The organism is Halorubrum sp. Atlit-26R, assembly GCF_003666015.1.
Lineage (GTDB): Archaea > Halobacteriota > Halobacteria > Halobacteriales > Haloferacaceae > Halorubrum.
Genome location: NZ_QPLT01000001.1, coordinates 385,780 through 406,127, shown reverse-complemented (window position 1 = coordinate 406,127; position 20,348 = coordinate 385,780). Strand labels below are relative to the sequence as shown.

At 73.5% G+C, this 20,348-nt stretch carries 20 protein-coding genes and 1 tRNA gene; 11 read left to right on the top strand and 10 right to left on the bottom strand.

The window, feature by feature from the left end:
• Nucleotides 1–18: 18 nt before the first annotated feature.
• From DVK07_RS01895 to DVK07_RS01870, 6 genes are all read right to left on the bottom strand, one after another.
• Nucleotides 19–1,545, bottom strand: a complete 1,527-nt coding sequence (locus DVK07_RS01895) for an ATP-binding protein (protein WP_121595459.1) — start codon at nucleotides 1,543–1,545, stop codon at nucleotides 19–21.
• 53 nt (nucleotides 1,546–1,598) lie between these two features.
• The gene (locus tag DVK07_RS01890) at nucleotides 1,599–4,196 is read right to left on the bottom strand and encodes a DNA topoisomerase (RefSeq protein ID WP_121595458.1); all 2,598 of its coding nucleotides are present in this window, start codon (nucleotides 4,194–4,196) and stop codon (nucleotides 1,599–1,601) included.
• 102 nt (nucleotides 4,197–4,298) lie between these two features.
• Nucleotides 4,299–4,481 (bottom strand): hypothetical protein, encoded by a 183-nt coding sequence (locus DVK07_RS01885; protein ID WP_121595457.1) that lies wholly within the window; start codon nucleotides 4,479–4,481, stop codon nucleotides 4,299–4,301.
• Between the two features lie 689 nt (nucleotides 4,482–5,170).
• Nucleotides 5,171–5,252: transfer RNA gene (locus DVK07_RS01880), tRNA-Ser, on the bottom strand.
• A gap of 27 nt (nucleotides 5,253–5,279) precedes the next feature.
• Nucleotides 5,280–5,579, bottom strand: coding sequence for a hypothetical protein (locus tag DVK07_RS01875; RefSeq protein WP_121595456.1), 300 nt, complete (start codon nucleotides 5,577–5,579; stop codon nucleotides 5,280–5,282).
• Nucleotides 5,580–5,960, bottom strand: a complete 381-nt coding sequence (locus DVK07_RS01870) for a RidA family protein (RefSeq protein ID WP_121595455.1) — start codon at nucleotides 5,958–5,960, stop codon at nucleotides 5,580–5,582.
• Between the two features lie 183 nt (nucleotides 5,961–6,143).
• Here DVK07_RS01870 and DVK07_RS01865 point away from each other — a divergent pair, with 183 nt between their 5' ends.
• Nucleotides 6,144–6,542, top strand: a complete 399-nt coding sequence (locus tag DVK07_RS01865) for a zinc ribbon domain-containing protein (RefSeq protein ID WP_121595454.1) — start codon at nucleotides 6,144–6,146, stop codon at nucleotides 6,540–6,542.
• An 18-nt stretch (nucleotides 6,543–6,560) separates the two neighbouring features.
• On the opposite strand, the gene DVK07_RS01860 is transcribed toward DVK07_RS01865, so the two are convergent.
• The 3 genes from DVK07_RS01860 to DVK07_RS01850 all read right to left on the bottom strand — a co-directional run bounded on the left by DVK07_RS01860 (nucleotide 6,561) and on the right by DVK07_RS01850 (nucleotide 9,527).
• Complete coding sequence (locus DVK07_RS01860; protein WP_121595453.1) at nucleotides 6,561–7,373, bottom strand: molybdopterin-synthase adenylyltransferase MoeB; 813 nt, start codon at nucleotides 7,371–7,373, stop codon at nucleotides 6,561–6,563.
• A 67-nt stretch (nucleotides 7,374–7,440) separates the two neighbouring features.
• On the bottom strand, nucleotides 7,441–8,811 hold the full coding sequence (locus DVK07_RS01855; RefSeq protein ID WP_121595452.1) for a hypothetical protein: 1,371 nt from the start codon (nucleotides 8,809–8,811) through the stop codon (nucleotides 7,441–7,443).
• Nucleotides 8,812–8,936: 125 nt separating this feature from the next.
• Nucleotides 8,937–9,527 (bottom strand): 50S ribosomal protein L15e, encoded by a 591-nt coding sequence (locus DVK07_RS01850; RefSeq protein ID WP_121595451.1) that lies wholly within the window; start codon nucleotides 9,525–9,527, stop codon nucleotides 8,937–8,939.
• A gap of 315 nt (nucleotides 9,528–9,842) precedes the next feature.
• Here DVK07_RS01850 and DVK07_RS01845 point away from each other — a divergent pair, with 315 nt between their 5' ends.
• The 10 genes from DVK07_RS01845 to trxA are packed head-to-tail and all read left to right on the top strand — an operon-like array spanning nucleotide 9,843 to nucleotide 19,541.
• A complete protein-coding gene (locus DVK07_RS01845; RefSeq protein ID WP_121595450.1) occupies nucleotides 9,843–10,949 on the top strand; it encodes a nicotinate-nucleotide--dimethylbenzimidazole phosphoribosyltransferase in 1,107 nt (368 codons plus the stop codon).
• Nucleotides 10,946–12,274, top strand: coding sequence for a cobyrinic acid a,c-diamide synthase (locus DVK07_RS01840; protein ID WP_121595449.1), 1,329 nt, complete (start codon nucleotides 10,946–10,948; stop codon nucleotides 12,272–12,274). Before DVK07_RS01845 ends, DVK07_RS01840 begins: the two co-directional genes overlap by 4 nt.
• Nucleotides 12,271–13,290: a CobD/CbiB family cobalamin biosynthesis protein gene (locus DVK07_RS01835; RefSeq protein WP_121595448.1), complete on the top strand. Its 1,020-nt coding sequence runs from the start codon at nucleotides 12,271–12,273 to the stop codon at nucleotides 13,288–13,290. Before DVK07_RS01840 ends, DVK07_RS01835 begins: the two co-directional genes overlap by 4 nt.
• Nucleotides 13,281–14,117 carry an adenosylcobinamide-GDP ribazoletransferase gene (gene cobS, locus DVK07_RS01830; RefSeq protein WP_121595447.1) on the top strand — a complete coding sequence of 279 codons (837 nt, stop codon included), beginning with the start codon at nucleotides 13,281–13,283 and terminating at the stop codon, nucleotides 14,115–14,117. The genes DVK07_RS01835 and cobS overlap by 10 nt, the downstream gene beginning before the upstream one ends.
• Nucleotides 14,117–14,836 carry an NTP transferase domain-containing protein gene (locus tag DVK07_RS01825; RefSeq protein WP_121595576.1) on the top strand — a complete coding sequence of 240 codons (720 nt, stop codon included), beginning with the start codon at nucleotides 14,117–14,119 and terminating at the stop codon, nucleotides 14,834–14,836. Before cobS ends, DVK07_RS01825 begins: the two co-directional genes overlap by 1 nt.
• Nucleotides 14,833–15,888: an aminotransferase class I/II-fold pyridoxal phosphate-dependent enzyme gene (locus DVK07_RS01820; protein ID WP_121595446.1), complete on the top strand. Its 1,056-nt coding sequence runs from the start codon at nucleotides 14,833–14,835 to the stop codon at nucleotides 15,886–15,888. The genes DVK07_RS01825 and DVK07_RS01820 overlap by 4 nt, the downstream gene beginning before the upstream one ends.
• On the top strand, nucleotides 15,881–16,645 hold the full coding sequence (locus DVK07_RS01815) for an adenosylcobinamide amidohydrolase (protein WP_121595575.1): 765 nt from the start codon (nucleotides 15,881–15,883) through the stop codon (nucleotides 16,643–16,645). The genes DVK07_RS01820 and DVK07_RS01815 overlap by 8 nt, the downstream gene beginning before the upstream one ends.
• Nucleotides 16,642–17,370, top strand: a complete 729-nt coding sequence (locus DVK07_RS01810; RefSeq protein ID WP_121595445.1) for a cob(I)yrinic acid a,c-diamide adenosyltransferase — start codon at nucleotides 16,642–16,644, stop codon at nucleotides 17,368–17,370. Before DVK07_RS01815 ends, DVK07_RS01810 begins: the two co-directional genes overlap by 4 nt.
• A 19-nt stretch (nucleotides 17,371–17,389) precedes the next feature.
• The gene (locus DVK07_RS01805) at nucleotides 17,390–18,994 is read left to right on the top strand and encodes a cobyric acid synthase (protein WP_121595444.1); all 1,605 of its coding nucleotides are present in this window, start codon (nucleotides 17,390–17,392) and stop codon (nucleotides 18,992–18,994) included.
• A 58-nt stretch (nucleotides 18,995–19,052) separates the two neighbouring features.
• Nucleotides 19,053–19,541: a thioredoxin gene (trxA, locus tag DVK07_RS01800; RefSeq protein ID WP_121595443.1), complete on the top strand. Its 489-nt coding sequence runs from the start codon at nucleotides 19,053–19,055 to the stop codon at nucleotides 19,539–19,541.
• A gap of 19 nt (nucleotides 19,542–19,560) precedes the next feature.
• Here the strand turns inward: trxA and DVK07_RS01795 are convergent, their stop codons facing one another.
• Nucleotides 19,561–20,277 (bottom strand): helix-turn-helix domain-containing protein, encoded by a 717-nt coding sequence (locus tag DVK07_RS01795; protein WP_121595442.1) that lies wholly within the window; start codon nucleotides 20,275–20,277, stop codon nucleotides 19,561–19,563.
• Between the last annotated feature and the right edge of the window lie 71 nt (nucleotides 20,278–20,348).

Sequence of the window (20,348 nt, the reverse complement as noted above, 5' to 3'; positions counted from 1 at the left end):
GGCGCCGCGCGACCCATCCTACGTGCTGCCTTCGACGTCGTCAAGGGTAAACAGCTCCGCGTCCTCCGGCGGGTCCCCCTCGGCGGCGCGCAGCGACAGCTCGATCCGGCTGCCGCCGGCCTTGCTCTCGGCGATGTCGAGGCTTCCGCCGCCCGCGGTGACGATCCAGTTCACGTACCAGAGGCCGAGTCCGCTCGCGTGTTCGAGCGGCGTCTCCTCGCCGGTGAGGACGGCCCGCTCGGCGGGCGGGATCCCCGGCCCGTCGTCGGCGACGACGAGCGAGGTCCACGACTCGCTGGGCAGCTCCGCGGCCGAGATCCTGACTCGGGGGGCGTCGGCGTCGTTGTGGCGGACCGCGTTGTCGACGAGCTCGGTGATCGCCTCGGGGAGGAACGCGACCGCCGAGACCGCGAGGTCCTCGGGGACGTCGACCTCGACGGCGGCCCGAGCGCGGACCGCCGGGTCGAGCGATTCGAGCGCCGCGTCGACAGCGGGCGCGAGCGCGACCGGCCGCGGCGAGGGGCGCTGGGAGAGCAGTCGCTCCACCTTCCGCGAGGTCTCGCCGAGGCGCAGCAGCCGCTCGGCGGTGTCGACGACCCGTTCGAGTTCAGTGACGAGGTCGGGGTCGTCGACAGCCTCGATCGCCCGCCCGGTGAACCCCGTGACCACGTTGAGGTCGTTCCGGAAGTTGTGCCGTAACACGCGGGTCAACACCGCGAGCCGCTCCTCCCGGAGCGACGCCTCGGTGAGGTCCTCGCCGACGCCGACCGCGCCCACGACCCGGTCGCCGTCGGTGACGGGCCCGAGCGAGAGTCGGTACGGGACGCGCTCGCCGGAGCGGGTGAGCAGCTGCGCCTCGCAGGAGGCGGGTTCCCCCTCGCGGTACACCCTGGAGAGGGAGTCGCTCACGAGGCCGCTCGTCTCCTCGCCGAACAGCGAGGTGAGCGCTCGCCCCGAGAGCGATTCCGGCTCGTACCCGGTGTCCGACGACAGGCGACCGTTCCACCGCGAGAGCGTCCCCTCCTCGGTACAGCGGAACAGCGCGAGCGGGACGGTCTCGGCGAGCGCGTCGACGAGGCGGCGCTCGCCGTCGCGCTCACTCTCGGCGGCGACGCGGCCCGTGACGTCCGAGAGCCCGACGACGAGCCACTCTTCGCCCGCGATCGTCGCCGCGCGGAGCGCCGCGTCGACCCGGAGGCCGGGATCGCCCAGCCGGACGTCCCACTCGAACCGACGGACGCCACCGTCGCCCCCCTCAGCGTCCGTCCCAGCGGCCGAGGCAGCGACGTCCGCGACGGACTCGTCGGCGGCCGTGACGTCGGTCTCGCCGAGGTCCGGGAGGCCCATCAGCGTCAGCGTGCCGCGGTCGTGTCCGAGGAGGTCGGCCGCCGGCGCGTTCGCGGCGCGGATCGCCAGCGTGTCCGGGTCGCAGACGAGCGTCGGCGTCGGAACCGCCTCGACGAACGCCCGGAGGATCCCGCTCGCGGCGCTCCCGCTCGACGACGGTCGATCGTCGCTCGGCGGACCGGCGTCGCGGTCTCCCATCTACCGACCCACGACGCGCCCCGCGTTTAATTGTCTGTGGGTTTAGGTATTGGTCAGTCGGCCTTCGCCTGCCAGTCGCGGACGGTGTCGGGCCCGACGCCGTCGACGTCGCTCGCGAGGTCGTCCGGATCGGCGGACTTGAGCTCGTCGACGCCGTCGACGCCCGCGTCCTGTAGCTTCGCCGCGGTCTTCTCGCCGATCCCCTCGACGGCCTGAAGCTCCGACCCCTCCTCCCGGGCCGTGAACTCGCGGTAGTTACAGATCGGGCAGCCGAGCTCCCACGGCTCGTCGCCGGAGTGGACGCGGAGGTGGGGGAGGTCGTGCTCCTCGCAGGTCTCGTCGGTGACCTCGATCTCGCCGCGGCGGGGGAGCGGCAGCGAGTAGTCGCAGTCGGGGTAGCGCGTACAGCCGACGAGCCGGGAGCCGGAGCGGAGGCGCTTGATCGCGAGGTCGCCCCCGTGTTCCTCGCCACAGTCGGGACAGACGCCGATCACCTCGTCCTCCTGCTCGTCGGCCTCGTCGGCCTTACACTGCGGGCAGCCGTGGACGAACGTCTTCCGGCCGGCGAGCATCTTCACGTGGCGGAGGTCGTGGTCCTCGCAGGTCTCGTCGAGGATGAGCGGCTTCCCGGTCGAGGGGAGCGGCAGGGTGTACTCGCAGTCGGGGTAGCCGTCGCAGCCGACGAAGTACGACCCCTGTCGCGACTTCCGGACGAGGAGGTCCGCGCCGCACTCCGGGCACGGGCCGAGCGTCTTGTCCGCCTTCAGCGAGTTCTGGAGGTGGTCGCCGACCGCCTCGCGCGACTCCGTGAGGTCGTCGAACACCCGCGAGAGGAGGTCTCGGGACGCGGCCGTCACCTCGTCGTACTCCTTCTCGCCGGCCGCGATAGCCGCCATGTCTTCTTCGAGCTGGGCGGTCATCTCCTCGCTCACGATCCGGTCGGCGAACTCCTCGGCGGCCTCGACGACCGCCTCCGCGAGCCGGGTCGGCCGGGGCGGGTCGCTCTCGACGTAGTTGCGGTCGTACAGCTTCTCGATCGTCCGGTGGCGGGTCGCCTTCGTCCCCAGCTGGCGCTTCTCCATCTCTTCGATGAGCCGCGACTGGCCGTAGCGGCGGGGGGGTTGCGTCTCCTTGCCCTCCGTGGCGCGGTCCGACAGCGACAGCGTCTCGCCGACCTCGACGTCCGGCACGATCCGCTCGTCGCTGGAGCGGTACGGGTAGACGTCGTGGTAGCCGGCCTCCAGCAGCCGCTTCCCGTTGGCCTTCAGGCGCAGGCCGCCGTCCGCGACGAGGTCGGCCGGCTTCGCCGCGTCCTCCGGATTTCGGAGCGCAGCGAGGCCGTCCGCGCCCTCGGCGATCGGCGTCGCCTCGCCGTTCGCCAAGGTGACCACGCGCAGGCGCTCCCACGTCGCGGGGTCGGCGCAGGTGGCGAGGAACCGGCGGACGATCAGCTCGTACACCTCCCACTCGTCGTCGGAGAGGTCCGAGGCCGCGGGGAGCTCGCCGGTCGGGTGGATCGGCGGGTGGTCGGTCGTCTCCTCGTCGCCCTCGGTCGGCTCGATCTCGCGGTCCTCGTCGAGCAGGCTCGCGGCGTCGGTCCCGAACGTCGAGGCCGCCGAGAGCTCCTCGATCAGCTCCTCGGGCTCTAAGTCGTCCGGGTACACCGTGTTGTCGGTCCGGGGGTAGGTGACGTAGCCGGCGGTGTACAGGTCCTCCGCGAGCGACATGGCGCGCTGCGCGGAGTAGCCGAGCGACCCCGCCGCGCGGATGAACGCGGTGGTGTTGAACGGCGTCGGCGGGTCGTCGGTCTGCGTCCGGCGCGTGACGTCGTCGACGGTCGCCCCGTCGGCGGCGGCGAGCGCCTCGGTGAGCACCTCCGCGACCGCCTCGTTCCAGACGCGCTCGCGCTCGTTGCCCTCGTCGTTCAGGTAGAAGTAGCGCGCCTCGAACGGGTCGCCGCCCGACTTCGCTAACTCGCCCGTCAGCTCCCAGTAGGACTCGGGGTCGAACGCCTGAATCTCGCGCTCCCGGTCGACGATGAGCTTAAGCGTGGGGCCTTGGACCCGGCCCACGGAGATGAAGTCGTCGCCCATCTGTCGGGCGGACAAAGAGAGGAACCGGGTGAGCGCCGCGCCCCACGTGAGGTCGATCGTCTGTCGGGCCTCGCCCGCGGCCGCCAGCTCGAAGTCGAGGTCGTCGGGGTTCGCGAACGCCTCCTGCACCTCGTTTTCCGTGATCGAGGAGAAGCGCACGCGGTCGACGGGCACGTCCTCGTTCACCTCGCGGACGAGCTCGTACGCCTCCTTGCCGATCAGCTCGCCCTCGCGGTCGTAGTCGGTCGCGATGACGACGCGGGAGGCGTTGCGCGCGAGCCGGCGCAGCGCGGCGACGATCCCCTCCTGCGTCGGCGTCTTCGTGACGGGCGCGTCGATGAGCTCGACCGGCTCCACGTCGCGCCAGTCGTTGTACTCGGCGGGGAAATCGACGCCGACGACGTGGCCGGAGAGCCCGATACACCGCTTGCCGCCCCACTCGTAGACGTTGACGTCGTTCATCCGCTCCGCGGTCGCGGACTCGCCGCTCAGGATGTCGGCGATGCGCCGCGCCGCGTTGTCCTTCTCCGTGATTATCAGCTCGGGGCCGCGACTCATTGCGCCGAGATACGCCGCTCCCGGGTCTAAAGCTTTCGCGACGCGAGATTGCGGGCAGGCTCGGGGGCGGGCGGCCTCAGAAAACGAATCGGAGCGCGACCGTCACCGGGCCGCGTCGTCGGACTCGGCGAGGAACTCCGCGTCGGTTACCTCCGCGTCCGCGACCTCACCGTACGGTTCCGGCGGTTCGTCGTCCGCGTCGAGTTCGCGCCGTGCGAGGTGGTTCTCGAGTTGGCGGCGCTTGTTCCTCCCTTTCCGCTCGCGGCCCGATTTCGTGTCTGGCATCGTCACCCGTGTCAATTACACCCACACTTATGAGTCTTGTGTCGGTGTGCGGACGTATCCGCGAGCGGCGGGAGCGGACGCCGTCGAAGCAGCGCAGCCCGACGACGACGACAGCTGAATATTTAAATATCGACAGCCGGCAGCGACGATTACTTATAAATAAACGAGGCGGTGGCGCGTGCCGGTGAGCGGCCGATAGGCCGCGAACCGCCCGCGCGAGGGAGTCAGTCGCCGGAGCGAAGCGGAGGCGACTGACGAGGCTGGGGAGGCGTGAGGTGCGGTCGCTGTGCGGGGCGGGACTCAAAGGGGCAACCGTGAGGAGTTCGGAGGCGACGCAAGCACCGCAGCGAAGGAGCGGAGCGACTGAGCGAGGAGCACAGCGAGCGTCCGAACTCCTCACGGTTGGGGCTTTGGCGGTGTTCGCCGCCGACCCGTAGTCAACTGCTTATAAATAATCACCAGCGACGTCGCTCGGTCTCTTATAAATAGGCAGTTAGACAGGAGCGTCGACGCCGAACTCGCTCGTCGCCGTCGCTCCTCGCTCGTAGTCGGCGTCGACAGAACGCCAGGAGAGGGATTTGAACCTCAGTCGTTCCGCTCACTTCGTTCGCTTCACTCCCTGGTTCAAATCCCTCAGTCTCGGTTTTCGACGAACGGCTCGCTACGCTCGCCGTGTCGTTCGTCGAAAACGCCAGGAGAGGGATTTGAACCCCCGATCCCGGATGGGAACACGCTTTCCAGGCGTGCGCCTTACCACTCGGCCATCCTGGCTCACGCGGAGATAATCCGGTGCGACTGTTAAGTCCTTCTTTTCGCACGCACCCGGGCCTCGGCGAGGTACGTGATACCGGCCGACGCGACCGCCACCGCGACCGCGACGAGGGCCAACCCGCCGAGACCGACCGGCAGCGACCCGGGACCGAGGAGCCGATACCCCTGCGCGAGCACCAAGAAGGCGAACCCGCCGACGATCCCCCACAGCGCCGCCGAGCGCGCTCTGGCGCGCGGGGTGGCCGCCGCGCCGGGCCCGGGGACGGACCCGTCGGTCGCGACGTCCGACTGGCTCCCCGGCCCGGATCCGCCCTCGCCGTCGGCCATCTACTCGACGACGGCGACCGCCTCGATCTCGACGCCGGCGCCCTTCGGGAGCGCGCCGGCCTGAACCGCGGAGCGGGCTGGCGGCGACTCGTCGAAGTAGTCGGCGTACGTCTCGTTCATCTCGTCGAAGTCGTCGATGTCGGCCATGAACACCGTCGTCTTCAGCACGTCCTCGGGGCCGGCGCCCGCCTCCTCTAACACCGCGAGGAGGTTGTCGAGCGCCTGCTCCGTCTGGTCCGCGATCGACGCGTCGTCGAGCAGGTCGCCCTCGGGCGTCAGCGGGATCTGCCCGGCCGTGAACACGAGGTCGCCGTCGGTCGTCGCCTGGCTGTACGCGCCCACCGCCGCCGGGGCATCGTCCGTGTGGATGGTCTCCTTCATGCGGGTGCGCCTTCGACCGGCGGCCTCAAGAGTACTCTGGAGCCGCCCGACTCGGTCGAGCGACCGCACCGCGCCGATCGACCCCACCGCGCCGATCGACCCCTCCGCACCGATCGACCCCTCCGCGCCGATCGACCTGTCCCACCGTCAGACACAAAGCGCTGGGATGGTAACAGTACACACATGACGGGAGACCAGCTCCTTCCGCTCGCCGCGGTGTTCGTCGGCGTGGCGGCGCTCAACCTCGCGGTGACGTGGTTCCTCGTCCGGCGGAGCCGCGACCCCGCGGAGCTGCTCGGTTCGGCCGCGACCCGGTCGTCGGACGGCGAGGGCGCCGAGGTCGGGCCGACGCTCGTGCTCGACGGCGACTCGGACGCCGACCCGGCGGGCGAAACCGGGCAGCCCGACGACGAGGACGATCCCCCGCCACTCAGCGCCGACGGCGAGACGGTCGTCTGCCGGCACTGCGGCGCGGAGAACCGGGCGGGATATCAGTACTGCCGCTGGTGCGTCCGGTCGGGGTTCGTCGACGAGGAGGCGGGCGTCACGGCGGGGACCGCGATGGCCGACCGGTCGCTGTAGGGCGGTCCCGCTGCCGAATCAAGCCGCGTCGATCCGGCAGCCGGCCGCGTAGTCGATCCCCTCGATGGTGTCGATGCCGTCGTCGCCGCACACCGGGCAGTCGGGGTTACGCGCGTACGGCACCGTCTCGAACGAGAGGTCCATCGCGTCGTAGAACAGCATCCGGCCGACGAGCGGCTCGCCCACGTCCATGATCAGCTTCACGGTCTCCGTCGCCTGGAGGCATCCCACCGTCCCGGGGAGGACGCCGAGGACGCCCGTGCTGGCGCAGTCGGGCACCGTCCCCGGCTCCGGCGGCTCGGGGAACAGGCAGCGGTAGCAGGGCCCGTCCGGCGAGAGCGTCGTCACCTGCCCCTCGAACTTGTAGATGGCGCCGTGCGACACCGGTACCCCCTCGATCCGAGCGGCGTCGTTCACCACGTAGCGGGTGGCGAAGTTGTCCGAGCAGTCGACGACGACGTCGTGGTCCGCGATCAGCTCGCGGGCGTTGCCCGCGTCGAGCCGCAGCTCGTGGCGCTCGACGTCGACGTCAGGGTTGAGGTCGGCCACGAAGTCGGCCGCCGAGTCGACCTTCTTGCGGCCCACGTCGCCGTCGCCGTGGATCACCTGTCGCTGGAGGTTCGAACGCTCGACGACGTCGTCGTCGACGATCCCGATCGTCCCGACGCCCGCGGCCGCGAGGTACTGGATCGCCGGCGCGCCGAGCCCGCCCGCGCCGACGACGAGGACGCGGGCGTCGAGCAGCCGCTTTTGCCCCTCCGGGCCGACGTCGTCGAGGATGACGTGCCGGGAGTAGCGGTCGAGTTGGGTCGCGTCGAGCGAGAGGCTCATGCCCGAGCCCAGTGCCGGCGCGGATATAATCGTGTTCCCGAGGCGCCGCCCCGCGCCCCGCCCCGCCTCACTCCGTCGACGCCGCCACGGCGTCGGTCATCCAGCAGTCGTCCACGTCGCCGAGAGAGGTGTCCGTCTCCCCGCTCCCGCCGCCGACGCGGACGAGCCGGAACTCGTACCGCCCGGTGACGCTGCCGTTCTCCCGTGTGACGACCTCGACGTAAGCGGCGTCGTCGGCTACCTCCGGCACCGAGTACTGGGCGGTGTCGTACGTGAGCATCGGCGCGTACCGCGGCGTCTCGAACAGTTCGACGTACTGCCCGATGGAGCCGACCAGGTCCCTGTTGTCCGGCGACGCGAACGCCCGCAGGGTCCGGATGCCGTCGTTCGTCGCGTTGTCGTTGTAGCGGAGCGCGTTCATCTGGATCTGGACGACCTGAAGCGCGGACCGCTCGCAGGTGGGCGCGAGGGCGGTGTTCCGCTCGGCCTCGCCGGTCGGATCGCCGTCCGCGACCGAGACGGTGTTCCCGGCGTCGTCGTCCGCGGCCGACGCCTCGCTCCCGTCGTCGCTGCCGTTCGTCGGCCCGGTCCCGTCCGAATCCGTCGCCGCCGGGTCGGTCGGTCCGCCGTCCCCGACGCCAGCGATCCCCGGCAAGCCCCCGACCCCCGCGGTGCCGGCGGCGAACCCGGCTCCCGCCGCCGCGACGAGGAGCGCGACGACGGCGACGGCCGCGAGGACGGTCCGCGGGGAGCGCCGATCGCTCCGCGCGTCTCCGGTGGCGGACTCGGTTTCCGTCGCCTCGCCGCTCGGAGCGGACGGGGCGGGGGCGTCGCTCGGTCGGTCGAGAGTCCGCGAATCGCCGGCCGAGTCGCCTGCGGTCCGGTCGATGGGCGGAGGAGCGGTATCGCCTCCCGACACGCCCGACGCGACGGCGCCCGTCGCCGCGCCGTCGTCGTCGGCCGCCGTTCCGTCGCCGTCCGACCCGTCGCCGTCGGCATCGGTCACTCCGTCGCCGTCCGCCGCGTCGGTGTCGGACGCGACCGCGCCGTCGTACGCTTCGGACCGGACCGGGACGCCGAGGAGTCGGTCGGCGATCGCGTTCGCCTCCGCGGGCGGGACGGCGTAGAGGAGGCGTTCTCGGAGGTCCGCCGGGGCGACGACCTCGGCGTCGAGTTCGGAACCGAGGTCGTCGAGCGAGTCGATCGCGACGACGACGGCGTCGACGGCGTCGTCGGGCACGTCTCGCTCTCCGGCCGCGACGGCGAGCAGTTCGGTCCGGCGGTCCCCCTCCGACACCCTGACGCGCGGCGCGTCGACCTCGACGCCGTCGGCGGTGGCCGCGTACGTCTCGCCGACGAGCGCCGCGAAGGCGTCGCTGTCGAGCGACTGGAGTTCGGTCGCAAACGCGTCGAGGGGGATGGGGCTGCTCGCGGTCACTTGGCGATCGCCACGTACTATTGGTAGTATGTGACGCGGTCTCTTTGCTCTTGCGTCGAGGAGAGACAGAGCGACCGCTCACCGGGAAGCGGACCGCGAGTAAAACGTCGGAGCGGTCGAGGGCGCTACTTGCCCTGTCGGTCGTTCGAGGTGACGCTCGGGCGCGTCTTCTCGGTGCCCTTGCCGCGCTTGCGCTGGCCGCGGCCCTTGGTGCCGGCGGAGGTGAGGCCGCGGTACGCGCGGCCCTTGTGGTCGTCCGAGCAGATCCAGTTCAGCTCGTCGTCGTTCTCGATCGCGGGGTGGGCGGGGTCCACGAGGATGACCTCGTGCCACTTCTGGGAGCCGTCCTCACCGACCCAGTAGGAGTTGAGCACGCGGAGGTTGCGGTACTTCCGCGAGGCGCGCTCCTCGGCGATGCGCTGGATCGACTTGCGCCGCGAGACGCGGTTGACGCCCTGGCGCTTCGAGCGGCGGCCCGCCTTGAAGCGCTGCTTGCGCGAGCCGCCCTTCCGGACGCTCACGCGGGCGACGACCACGCCCTGCTTGGCCTTGTAGCCCAGTTCGCGGGCCTTGTCCAGCCGGGTGGGGCGCTCGATGCGCTCGATGGCGCCCTGGTCGCGCCACTCCTGTTTGCGCTGCCACTGCAGCTCAGCCAGTTTCCCCTCCTTGGGGGACCGCCACGCCTCCTTGATGTGCGAGTAGAAGCTTCGTGCCATTGTGTGTCCGCGGACGGTTGCGATTCAGCCGCGAGGGGCCACATGTCGTCTCGTCCCGGGCGCGCGTCGGCCGAACCGACGTTCCCGGCGGCGAGTGCCCGCTGTGTCCGCACCAGCGAGTTGGCGTAAATACCCGCGGTCCGCCCTTAACCGCTTCGCTCCGCGGATCGCGTGGGAGATGATGACAATGGACCGGCCCGCCGACTCCGGACCGCCGCGCGTCGATCGATTAAAGTTCACTTGTATCGATGAACCGCCAGTGGTACACATCGACGCCGCGCCGGGACGCCGCGGGCCCGACAGAGGGAGCTCCGGATGGGCGACGTGAGGCTCGTCGTCGTCGCCGGAATGACCGAGACGGCCGCCATCGACGGGATAAGCGCCGCTGGCGCCGACCCGGAGCTTCGCGTCCACACGCCGAGCGCCGACCTCGAGATCGTCGAGGCGGGGCGCCCCGCGCCGGGTTCGCCCGTGCCGGTGAGCCCGGGCGGCTGTCCGACGCCCGCGGTCGTCACCCGGGCGGTCCGCGAACTGCTCGGCCCCGAGTCGCTCCCCGTCGAGTTCCTCGACGCCGGACTCGACGCGCCGACCGCGGCGACGGTCCGCGACGTGGGCGCCGCCCCGGGCGGCGACGTCCGCGACCCGGAACCGGTCCCGGAGGCCGCGGTGGTCTTCGAGCGCGCCCGCTCGCTGGCGCCGGAACTCGCCGCGTCCGGTGACGGGTCCGGTCCCGAACGCGGCGGCGACGAGCCGGCCGAACTGCTCGTCGCCGAGACGATCCCCGGCGGGACGACGACCGCGCTCGGCGCGTTGACCGCGCTCGGCGAGCGCGCCGCGGTCTCCTCGTCGCTGCCGGCGAACCCGATCGAGCGCAAGCGGCGCGTCGTCGCCGAGGGGTTAGACGCGAGCGGAATCGACCCGGGAGACGCGGCCGGCGACCCGATCGAGGCGGTCCGGCTGGCGGGCGACCCAGTCCTCGCCGCCGTCGCCGGCCTGATCGTCGGCTGCGCGGGGGCCGGGATCGACGTCACCCTCGCCGGCGGCACGCAGCTCGCGGCCGCGGCGGCGCTCGCCCGACACGCGGGCGTCGAGCGCCCGCTCCCGCTGGCGACCACGTCGCTGGTCGCCGACGACCCGACCGCCGACCTCCCCTCCCTCGCCGACGACCTCGGCCTGACGCTCGCCGCCGCCGACCCCGGGTTCGCCGAGAGCGACCACCCGGCGCTGACGGCGTACGCCCGCGGCGAAGCGAAGGAGGGCGTCGGCATGGGCGGAACGCTCGCGCTCGCGGACCGCGCCGGGGTCGCCGACGCCGCCGTCCGCGAGCGGATCGCCGCCGTGACCGACCGACTGCTCGCCGAGCGGGCGGGAATCAACGAGGGGGAGGGAGCCTCCGCCGCGAACGGAGGCGACCCGCGGTGAGGGGACTCGTCCTCGCCGGCACGGCCTCGGGCGTCGGCAAGACGGTCGCGGCGCTCGCGACGCTACGCGCGTTCGAGAACGCGGAGCGAACCGTCCAGCCCGCGAAGGCGGGTCCGGACTTCATCGACCCGAGCCACCACGCCCGGGTCGCCGGGCGCCCGTCGCGGACGCTCGACCCGTGGCTTCAGGGGGAAGACGGGCTCCGGCGCAACTACGCCCGCGGCGACGGCGACGTCTGCGTCGTCGAGGGGATGATGGGCCTGTACGACGGCAGTGCCGCCAGCACGGCGGGAGTCGCGTCCGCGCTCGACCTCCCGGTCGTCCTCGTCGTCGACGCGAGCGCCGGGATGGAGAGCGTTGCGGCGACCGCGCTCGGCTTCGCGACGTACGCCGACCGGACGTCCCACGACGTCGACGTGGCCGGCGTGATCGCCCAGCGGGCGCACGGCGGCCGGCACGAGGACGGGATCCGCGAGGCGCTCCCCGACGAACTCGCCTACTGCGGCCGGGTCCCGCCCCGCGAGGACCTGGAGATTCCCGACCGACACCTCGGACTACAGATGGGCGAGGAGGCGCCGCTCGACGACGCCGCGCTCGACGCGACCGCCGAGACGCTCCGGACCGACCGCCTGCTCGACCTCGCTCGGGAGCCGACGCCGGCCGCGGAGGCGACGACCGAGCCGTCCGCCGGGAACTCCCCGGAGAGCGGCGACCGCCCGCGGGTCGCGGTCGCCGACGACGAGGCCTTCCGGTTCGTCTACCCGGCGACCCGCGAGCGGCTCGCCGAGCGGGCGACGGTCGTCCCCTTCGCGCCCGCGGCCGGCGACGACCTCCCGCCCTGCGACGGCGTCTACCTCCCCGGCGGCTACCCGGAGCTCCACGCCGCGGCGCTCGCCGAGGGCCCGGCGCTCGGGTCGATCGCGGACGCCGCGGCCGAGGGCACGCCCGTCCTCGGCGAGTGCGGCGGGCTGATGGCGCTCGCGGAGACGCTGACGACGGTCGAGGGGGTCACCCACGAGATGGCCGGCGTTCTCCCCGCGACCGTCGAGCGCCGCGAGCGGTACCAGGCGCTCGACCACGTCGAGCTTCGCGCGCGGCGGGACGCACTCACGGCGAGCGGCGGCGAGCGGCTCCGCGGCCACGAGTTCCACTACTCCGCGGCCGACGCCGCCGCCGACGCCCGGTTCGCCTTCGACGTCGAGCGCGGGACCGGGATCGACGGCGACCGAGAGGGGCTGACCGAACACCGCACCCTCGGCACGTACTGCCACGTCCACGCCGCGAGCGGCGCGTTCGACGCGTTCCTCGACGAGGTGGAACGGTGACGGGAGTCGGCTCCCTCCCGACCCCGGCCGTCACCCTGCTCGCTCCGCTCCTCATCGCCGTCGCGCTGGATCTCGCGTTCGCGGAGCCGCCCCGGCGAGTCCACCCGGTCGCGCTGTTCGGGCGTCTTGTCGGACCCTTCGACCGCGAGTGGGACCGTCCGGGGCTCGTCGGCGCCGCGGTCGCGCTTGCGCTCCCGCTCGCCGCCGCCGCGGTCGCCGGCGGGGGCGTCGCGCTCGCGGCCGCCTACGGGCCGCAGGTCGGGGGCGTTCCGGTCCTCGCCGTCGCCGTCGCCGCAGGTATCCTCTTCTCGGCCGCGAGCCTCCGGATGCTGCTCGACGTGACCCGTGACGTGGTCGCCGAGAGCGAGGCGGATCCGGACGCGGCCCGCGAGTCCGTCCGGGCGCTCGTCGGGCGCGACCCGACGGACCTCTCGCCGACCGACCTCCGGAGCGCGGCGGTCGAGAGCGCGGCCGAGAACCTCGCGGACGGGTTCGTCGCGCCGCTGCTCTGGTTCGCGATCGGAGCGACCGGGGGCGTCGCGCTCGCCGCGGTTACCAGCGTTCCGCCGGACGCCGCGAGCGCGCTGGCCGCAGGGGCCGCCGCCGCGGCCTGGGCGAAGGCCGTGAACACGCTCGACTCGATGCTCGGCTACCGGTCGAAGCCGGTCGGCCGGGCGAGCGCGCGGCTCGACGACGCCGTCATGTTCCTCCCGGCGCGGGCCGCGGCGTGCTGTCTCGCGGTCGCGGCCCGGTCGCCCGGAAGTCTGCGGCGCGCTCGACCGCTGGCCCGCGAGCCGGCGTCGCCGAACTCGGGGTGGCCGATGGCGACCGCCGCGGTCGCGCTCGGCGTCCGCCTGGAGAAGCCGGGCGCGTACGCGCTCGACGGGGGATCCGAGCCCCCGACGCCCGCGTCCGCCCGCGACGCCGTGCGACTCGTCGGCGTCGCTGGCGGCGTCGTGGTCGCGGCCGCGGCCGGGTGGCTCCTCGCGCTCGCGGGGGTAGTCGCGTGGTCCTGACGGTCGCCGCGCTCCGGGGCGCGCTCGGATTTCTCTCGCGGGTCCCCGTCGGTCACGCCGACGAGGACTGGGAGGCGTTCCGCCGGACGCCCGCGGCCATACCGGCGGCCGGGTACGCGATCGGCGCCCTCATCGCGCTGCCCGTCGCCGCCGCGACGCTGCTCCCGGTCCGAGTCCCGTCGCTCACGGTCGGGGTCGCGTTCGCCGCGTGGCTCTCCCTCGTCACCGGGATCACGCACCTCGACGGCGTCGCCGACCTGGGCGACGCGGCGGTCGTCCACGGCGACGCCGACCGGCGGCGCGAGGTCATGAAGGACTCCGCGCTCGGCGTCGGCGGAACGGTCGCGCTCGCCTTGGTCGTCGTCGGACTCGTGACCGCCGCGACGGTGATCGCGGACGTCGCCCGCCTCTCGCTCGTCGACGCGGTCGTCATCGTCGTCGCCGCCGAGGTGGGCGCGAAGGCCGCGACGGCGACGCTCGTCTGCGTCGGCGACGCACCGCACGAAGGGCTCGGGTCCGCGCTGACCGAGGCGTCCGGCCCCCGAGCGCTCGTCGGCGTCGCGCTCGCGACGGCGCCCGTACTGCTGCTCGGGTGGCCGGCCGTCCGTCCCAGCGCCGTCGTCTCTATCGCCGCGCCGATCGGCTCCGTCGGCTCCGTCGCCCCGATCGCCGTCGTGCTCACCGCTGCGTTCGCCGTCGCCGCGCTCGTGTTCGCGTGGGCGCGCTCGCGGCTCGGCGGCGTCAGCGGCGACGTCCTCGGCGCGACGAACGAGCTCGCCCGCGTCGTCGGGCTCCACGCGGGGGTGATCGCGTGGACGCTCTCGTGATGTGCGGCGGCCGCGGTACGCGGCTCGACGACGGCGAGAAGCCGCTCGTGACGGTCGCCGGACGGCCGATGATCGACCGCGCGCTCGACGCCCTCGCCGCGAGCCGCGTCGAGACCGCGTACGCGGCCGTCTCGCCGCACACCCCGCGAACGCGAGAGCGGCTGGTCGAGCGCCAGAACGGTGACGGGACCGAGCCGGAGCCGAGGTCGCTCGAACTCGTCGTCGTCGACACGCCGGGAGAGGGGTACGTCGCGGACCTTCAATCGGCGCTGGCCGAGGGACCGACGGCGCCGACCCTCACCCTCGCGGTCGACCTCCCGCTGCTGGACGGCCCGGCGGTCGACGCCGTCCTCGACGCCCACGGGGCGACCGACGCGGAGGCGCTGTCGGTCCGCGTGCCCGCGGCGCGCAAGCGGGAACTGGGCGCGAGCGCCGACGCCGCGACGCGGTACGACGAGGCGGAGGGTGGCGACGCGGCCGTCGACCACGTCCCGGCCGGCGTCAACGTCGTCGGCGCGCTCGACGGCGCGGGCGACGAGGCCGTCCGCGCGACCCGCGACGCCCGTCTCGCGGTCAACGTCAACCGCCCAGAGGATCGCCGGCTGGCGGAGCGGATCCTCGCCGGCGACCCGGACGCGCCCGCGCTCCCGAGCGGCGGGGTCGACTGGCTCGACGCGGGCGACGCGGGCACGGGGTCGGCGGGAGGTGAGCCCTCGTGAACCGCGAGCGCGCGGCGGCGCTCGGCCGCGAGCCGCACGGGAGCAGCGACGACCCCGACCTGCTCGACTTCAGCGCGAACGCGAACCCCGAGGTCCCCGAGGGGGTCGAGCGCGTGTACCGGGCGGCGTTCGAGCAGGCGCGGACGTACCCGCCCGAGCCGCCGGCGGCGTTCCGGCGGGCGGCCGCCGACTACGTGAACTGTGACCCGGAGCAGGTCGTTCCGACGCCCGGCGGGCTGGCGGCGATCCGGCTCGCGGTCTCGCTCGCGGTCGACGACGGCGACACCGCCCTGCTTCCGGCGCCGAGCTTCGGCGAGTACGCCCGCGAGGTCCGGCTTCAGGGGGGCGAGCCGGCGTTCGTCGACGCCGACCGCGTCCTCGACGCCGACCCGGGAGGCCACGCGCTGGCGGTCGTCTGTACGCCGAACAACCCCACCGGGACCGGATACGACCGCGAGGCCCTGCTCGCGTTCGCGGCGCGGTGCCGGGCGGCCGGGACCGTCCTGCTCGTCGACGAGGCGTTCCTCGGGTTCACCGAGCGCGCGTCGCTCGCGGGGACCGACGGCGTCGTCGTCGCGCGTGCGCTCACCAAGCTGTTCGGGCTGCCCGGGATCCGGGCCGGCTTCGCGGTCGCGACGGGCGACCTCGGCGCGGCGCTGCGGGGCGCCCGCCGCACGTGGAACCTGGGCGCCCCGGCGCTCGCGACGGGCGAGTACTGCCTCCGGCGGGAGGGGTTCGTCCGGGAGACCCGCGAGCGCGTCCGGCGGGAGCGCGAGCGGCTGCGGGCCGCGCTCGGCGAGCGGTACGAGGTGACGCCCTCGGAGGCGCCGTTCCTGCTCCTCGGCGTCGGCGACCGCGACGTCGACGGCGTCATCGAGCACGCCCGCGAGCGCGGTGTCGCGGTCAGGGACGCGCGCTCCTTCCGCGGCCTCGACTCGCACGTCCGAGTCGCGGTGCGCCGCCCGGCGGAGAACGACCGCCTGCTGGCGGCGCTGGGCGTCGGCGACGAGGAGCGGGACGACGGTAACCGAGGTGACGGCGCCGATGTTTGAGGCGACCGTCCGCGAGGGCGTCCTCCGGCTCCGACGACCGGGGACGCGCTGGCTCTCGACCGGGTGGGACGGCGGGCGGTCGCGGGCGGCGACCGCGTACAACGTCACCGTTCCGGAGGGGTTCGAACGGACCGACCTCGCGGCCTACCGCGACGAGCGGCTGGCCCGGGCGGAGTTCGGTGCCGAGGGGAACGTCGAGGACGACCGCGACGCCGCCCCGACGCTGTTCACGGGCGTCTCCATGGACCACGCCCGGGGCGCGCGGGTCGGGCCGGTCGTCGCGTACGCGACGGTCGGGCTCTCGAACCCCGCAATGCTGCCGGTGGAGTCCGAGGCGGCGTCGGCCGCGGGGACGGCGGGCGCGACCGAGTCGCGCGACGCGACGAGGCGCACCGAGGGGCGCCCGGACCCCGGCACGGTCAACCTGATCCTCGGGACGACGCGGCGGCTGGCGCCCGGCGCCGCGGCGAACCTCGTCGCGGTCGCGGCCGAGGCGAAGGCGGCGACGCTGCTCGCGACGGCCGGGATCCCGGGAACGACGAGCGACGCGGTCGTCGTCGCCGACGACCCGGCGGGCGAGCCCGCCGAGTTCTCCGGCAGCGCCACGGCGGTCGGCGGGGCGGCCCGCGCCTGCGTCCGGGACGCGGTCCGCGCGAGCCTGCGGTCGCGGTACCCGGACGGCGACGTGCCCGGCCCGGCGGCCGACGCCGAACACGGCGTCGTCACCGACGAGCGGGCGGAGGTATTCGACCCATGACACACGACACCGACACCGACGGCGACGAATCGGCGGACGAAGGACCGACCCGGAGCGACGACCGCGCCGCTCGCACGCCGGGCGGCGGTGCGGCCCCCGAGCCGCAGCCGATCGAGCCGGCCGCGCCCGAGGAGTTCGGGCTGGTTCAGGCGTTCTGGGGCGACGGCAAGGGGAAGACCACGGCGGCGATGGGAATGGGGTTCCGGGCCGCGGGCCACGGCTACCGCGTCCACATGCTCCAGTTCATGAAGGGCGGCGCCGACAGCGTCGAGGGCGTCAGGGGCGAGTACAACGCGATCGCGGCCGTGCCGGGGTTCTCCTACGAGAACGCCGGTCACTACGGCTGGCACGGCCTGCTCGACGGCTCGGCCGACGACGAACACGAGGCGAAGGCGGCGGCCGCCTTCGAGCGCGCGGAGGCGCTCGTCGCGGGCGCCGCCGACGCGGACCTCTCCGCCCCGCTCCCGTTCGACGGCGACCCCGAGGCCGGCGTCCACATGCTGATACTCGACGAGCTGCTGTACGCGGCCGACCGCGGGCTGGTCGACCCCGACGACGTCGTCGGGCTCGCCGAATCGAAACCCGAGGACCTCGAACTCGTCCTCACCGGGAGCCACGCCGAGCCCGAGTACCTCGACGGCGTCGCCGACCTGATCACGAACGTCCGGAAGGTCGCGCACCCGTTCGACGACGGCCAGCGCGCGCGGCGGGGCACGGAGTACTGACGATGGAGGGCGCGTTCGCGTGACCGATTGCGACGCGACGGCGGCTTCCGAGGACCCGACCGACGCGGACACCGTCCTGATCGCGGGCACCGCGAGCCACGTCGGTAAGAGCACGCTGGCGGCCGGCCTCTGCCGGCTGCTCTCGCGGCGGGGCGTCTCGGTCGCGCCGTACAAGGCCCAGAACATGAGCAACAACGCCCGGGTGGCGCTGACGCCGGACGGGGACTGGGGCGAGATCGGCGTCTCCCAGCACGTCCAGGCGCGGGCGGCCGAGGTCCCGCCGACGACCGACACCAACCCCGTGCTGCTCAAGCCCCGGGGCGGCGGGGAGAGCCAGGTGATCGTCGACGGCGAGGCGGTCGCGAACGCTCCCGCGTCGGCGTACTACGACGACCACTGGGACGACGCCCGCGCGGCCGCGGTCGCGGCCCACGAGCGCCTCGCGGCCGACCACGACGTGATCGTGGCGGAGGGCGCCGGCAGCGTCGCCGAGATCAACCTCCGCGACCGCGACCTCGCGAACGTCGAGTGCGCGCGGTTCGCGGACGCGGACATCCTGATCGCGGTCGACATCGAGCGCGGCGGCGCGTTCGCGAGCCTCTACGGGACCCTCGAACTGCTCCCCGACGACCTCCGCGAGCGCGTGTGCGGCGCCGTGATCACGAAGTTCCGCGGCGACCCGGACCTCCTCGAACCCGGCATCGAAGAGATCGAAGAGCGAACGGGAGTGCCGATCGTCGGCGTCGTCCCGCACGACGACCCGGGGCTCCCGGCGGAGGACAGCCTCTCGCTGCCGGACCCGACGACTCCCGGAGGGGAGAACGGGGGCGGGAGCGGGTGGGAGGGTGAGAGTGTTCTCGGCGCCGACGACGGCGTTCCCGAGGACGCGAGCGTCCGGGTCGGCGTTCCGCGGCTCCCGCGCATCTCCAACTTCACCGACTTGGAGCCGCTGTCGCGCGAGCCGGGGGTCCGGGTCGCCTACCTGCCGCTCGACGCCGCGCTCGACGGAGTCGACGCGGTCGTCCTCCCGGGATCGAAGAACACCGTGGACGACCTGCTCGCGCTGCGGGAGGCGGGCTTCGATGAGCGCCTCCGCGCGTTCGGCGGCCCTGTCGTCGGCGTCTGCGGCGGCTACCAGCTGCTCGGCGAGCGGCTCGTCGGCGCCGACGTCGAGGGCGTCGGCGACCGCGAGACGGTCCCCGGGGTCGGGCTCCTCCCCGTCGAGACCGAGTTCGCGACGGAGAAGCGCGTCGAGCGCGTGACGTGCGCCGTCGACGGCGTCGGTCCGATCGCGGGCGCCGACGGACGCGCGACCGGGTACGAGATCCACGCGGGGCGGACGCGGCTCCTCGATGACGCCGCGAGCGGCGACTTAGCGACAGCGCCCCTCGGCGCGGAGAGCGTCGCCACCGACCGCGTCCTCGGCACGTACCTCCACGGGCTCTTCGAGACGGCGGCGGTGCGAGACGCTTTCGTCGAGACGGTCTTCGCGAGCGCGGGCCGGACGCGCCCGGACGCGGAGAGCGCCGACCGCTCCCCGTACGAGCGCGCGGCCGACCTCGTCGCGGAGAGCGTGGACCTGACCGCGGCCGGGCTCGACGGCCTCGGCGGGTCGGCGGAGTGAGGCGTCGAGCGGATCCGGAGGCGGAAAGTATATTGTTCTAAGTACCCAATACTGAGGTATGAGCGACGCAGCCGACGCGAACGATTCGGCGGGGAACGACGCGAAGACGGAGCGCGAGCGCATCCGCGAACGGAAGCGCCGGGAGCTCGAAGCGCGTCTCGACGACGGAGAGTCGCTCGACGGCGGCGCCGGAACCGAGACCGGCGACGACGGCGGGGCGGCGACTCCGAACGAGCCGGTCCACGTGAACGGAACGGAGGAGCTCCAGCGGACGGTCGACGACCACGACGTGGTCCTCGTGGACTGTTACGCCGACTGGTGCGGCCCCTGTCAGATGATGGAGCCGACGGTCGAGGCGCTCGCGGCCGAGACCGACGCCGCGGTCGCGAAGGTCGACGTGGACGCGAACCAGGCGGTCGCCCAGCAGCTGGGCGCGCGCAGCATCCCGACGCTCGTCCTGTACGCGGACGGCGAGGCGGTCGACCGGTTCGTCGGCGCGCAGGACCGCGCGACGCTCGAGTCCGCGATCGACCAACACGCCGCCTGAGACGGCGCGGAGCGGAGGTTCAGTTCTTCCCGAGCGTCTCTTCGAGGAGCTTCCGCTGGGCCGTCGCGAGGTGTTCGGCGAACGTCGAGGGGGAGATGTCGAGCGCGTCGGCGACCGCGCTCGCGTTGGCGTCGCGGGGGCGCTCGAAGTAGCCCATGCGGTAGGCGGTCCGCAGCACCTCGCACTGACGGTCGGTGAGCCGGCCGCGGTCGACGAGCGTCCGATCCGACACCTCGTCGCCGCGCGACGCGCCGTGGACGAGGTAGCGGACCTCGACGCGCTCCGCGGTCCCGTCGAGCGCCGAGACGATGTCGCGCAGGCGTTCGAGGTCGGGGAGGTGGAGCGTTAAGAGGAGGACGCCGTCCTCGGCCCGCGCGTCCGCGATCGGACAGTCGAGCTCCTCGATGATCCGGCAGGCGCACTCCCGGTCCCGCGGGCGGTCGTACCGGTACACCCGCTCGTCGCCGAGATCGACGACCGACGCTGGCGACGGGACCCCCTCCGCGGCATCGACCGCGCCGGGGTCCCGGGCGCGAAACTCCTCGGTGTGCGTGTCGCCCGCGTGCGTCCAGTTGACGCCCGTGATCGGGCCGTCGTGGACGGTCGACGCGGCGACGACCGGGCAGTTCCCGGTCCCGTGGATCGCGACGCCGGCGCGAACGCCGTCGGGCGTGGCTTCCGGGCCGTCGGGCGCGTCCTCCGCGCCGTCGGGCGCCGATGTCCCTCCGGATCCCATCGGGTGCGGCTTAGAGTGACGGATACAAAGTCCTGATCCCCGGCTGACGGTTCCCGGGCAGACGGCGGGCC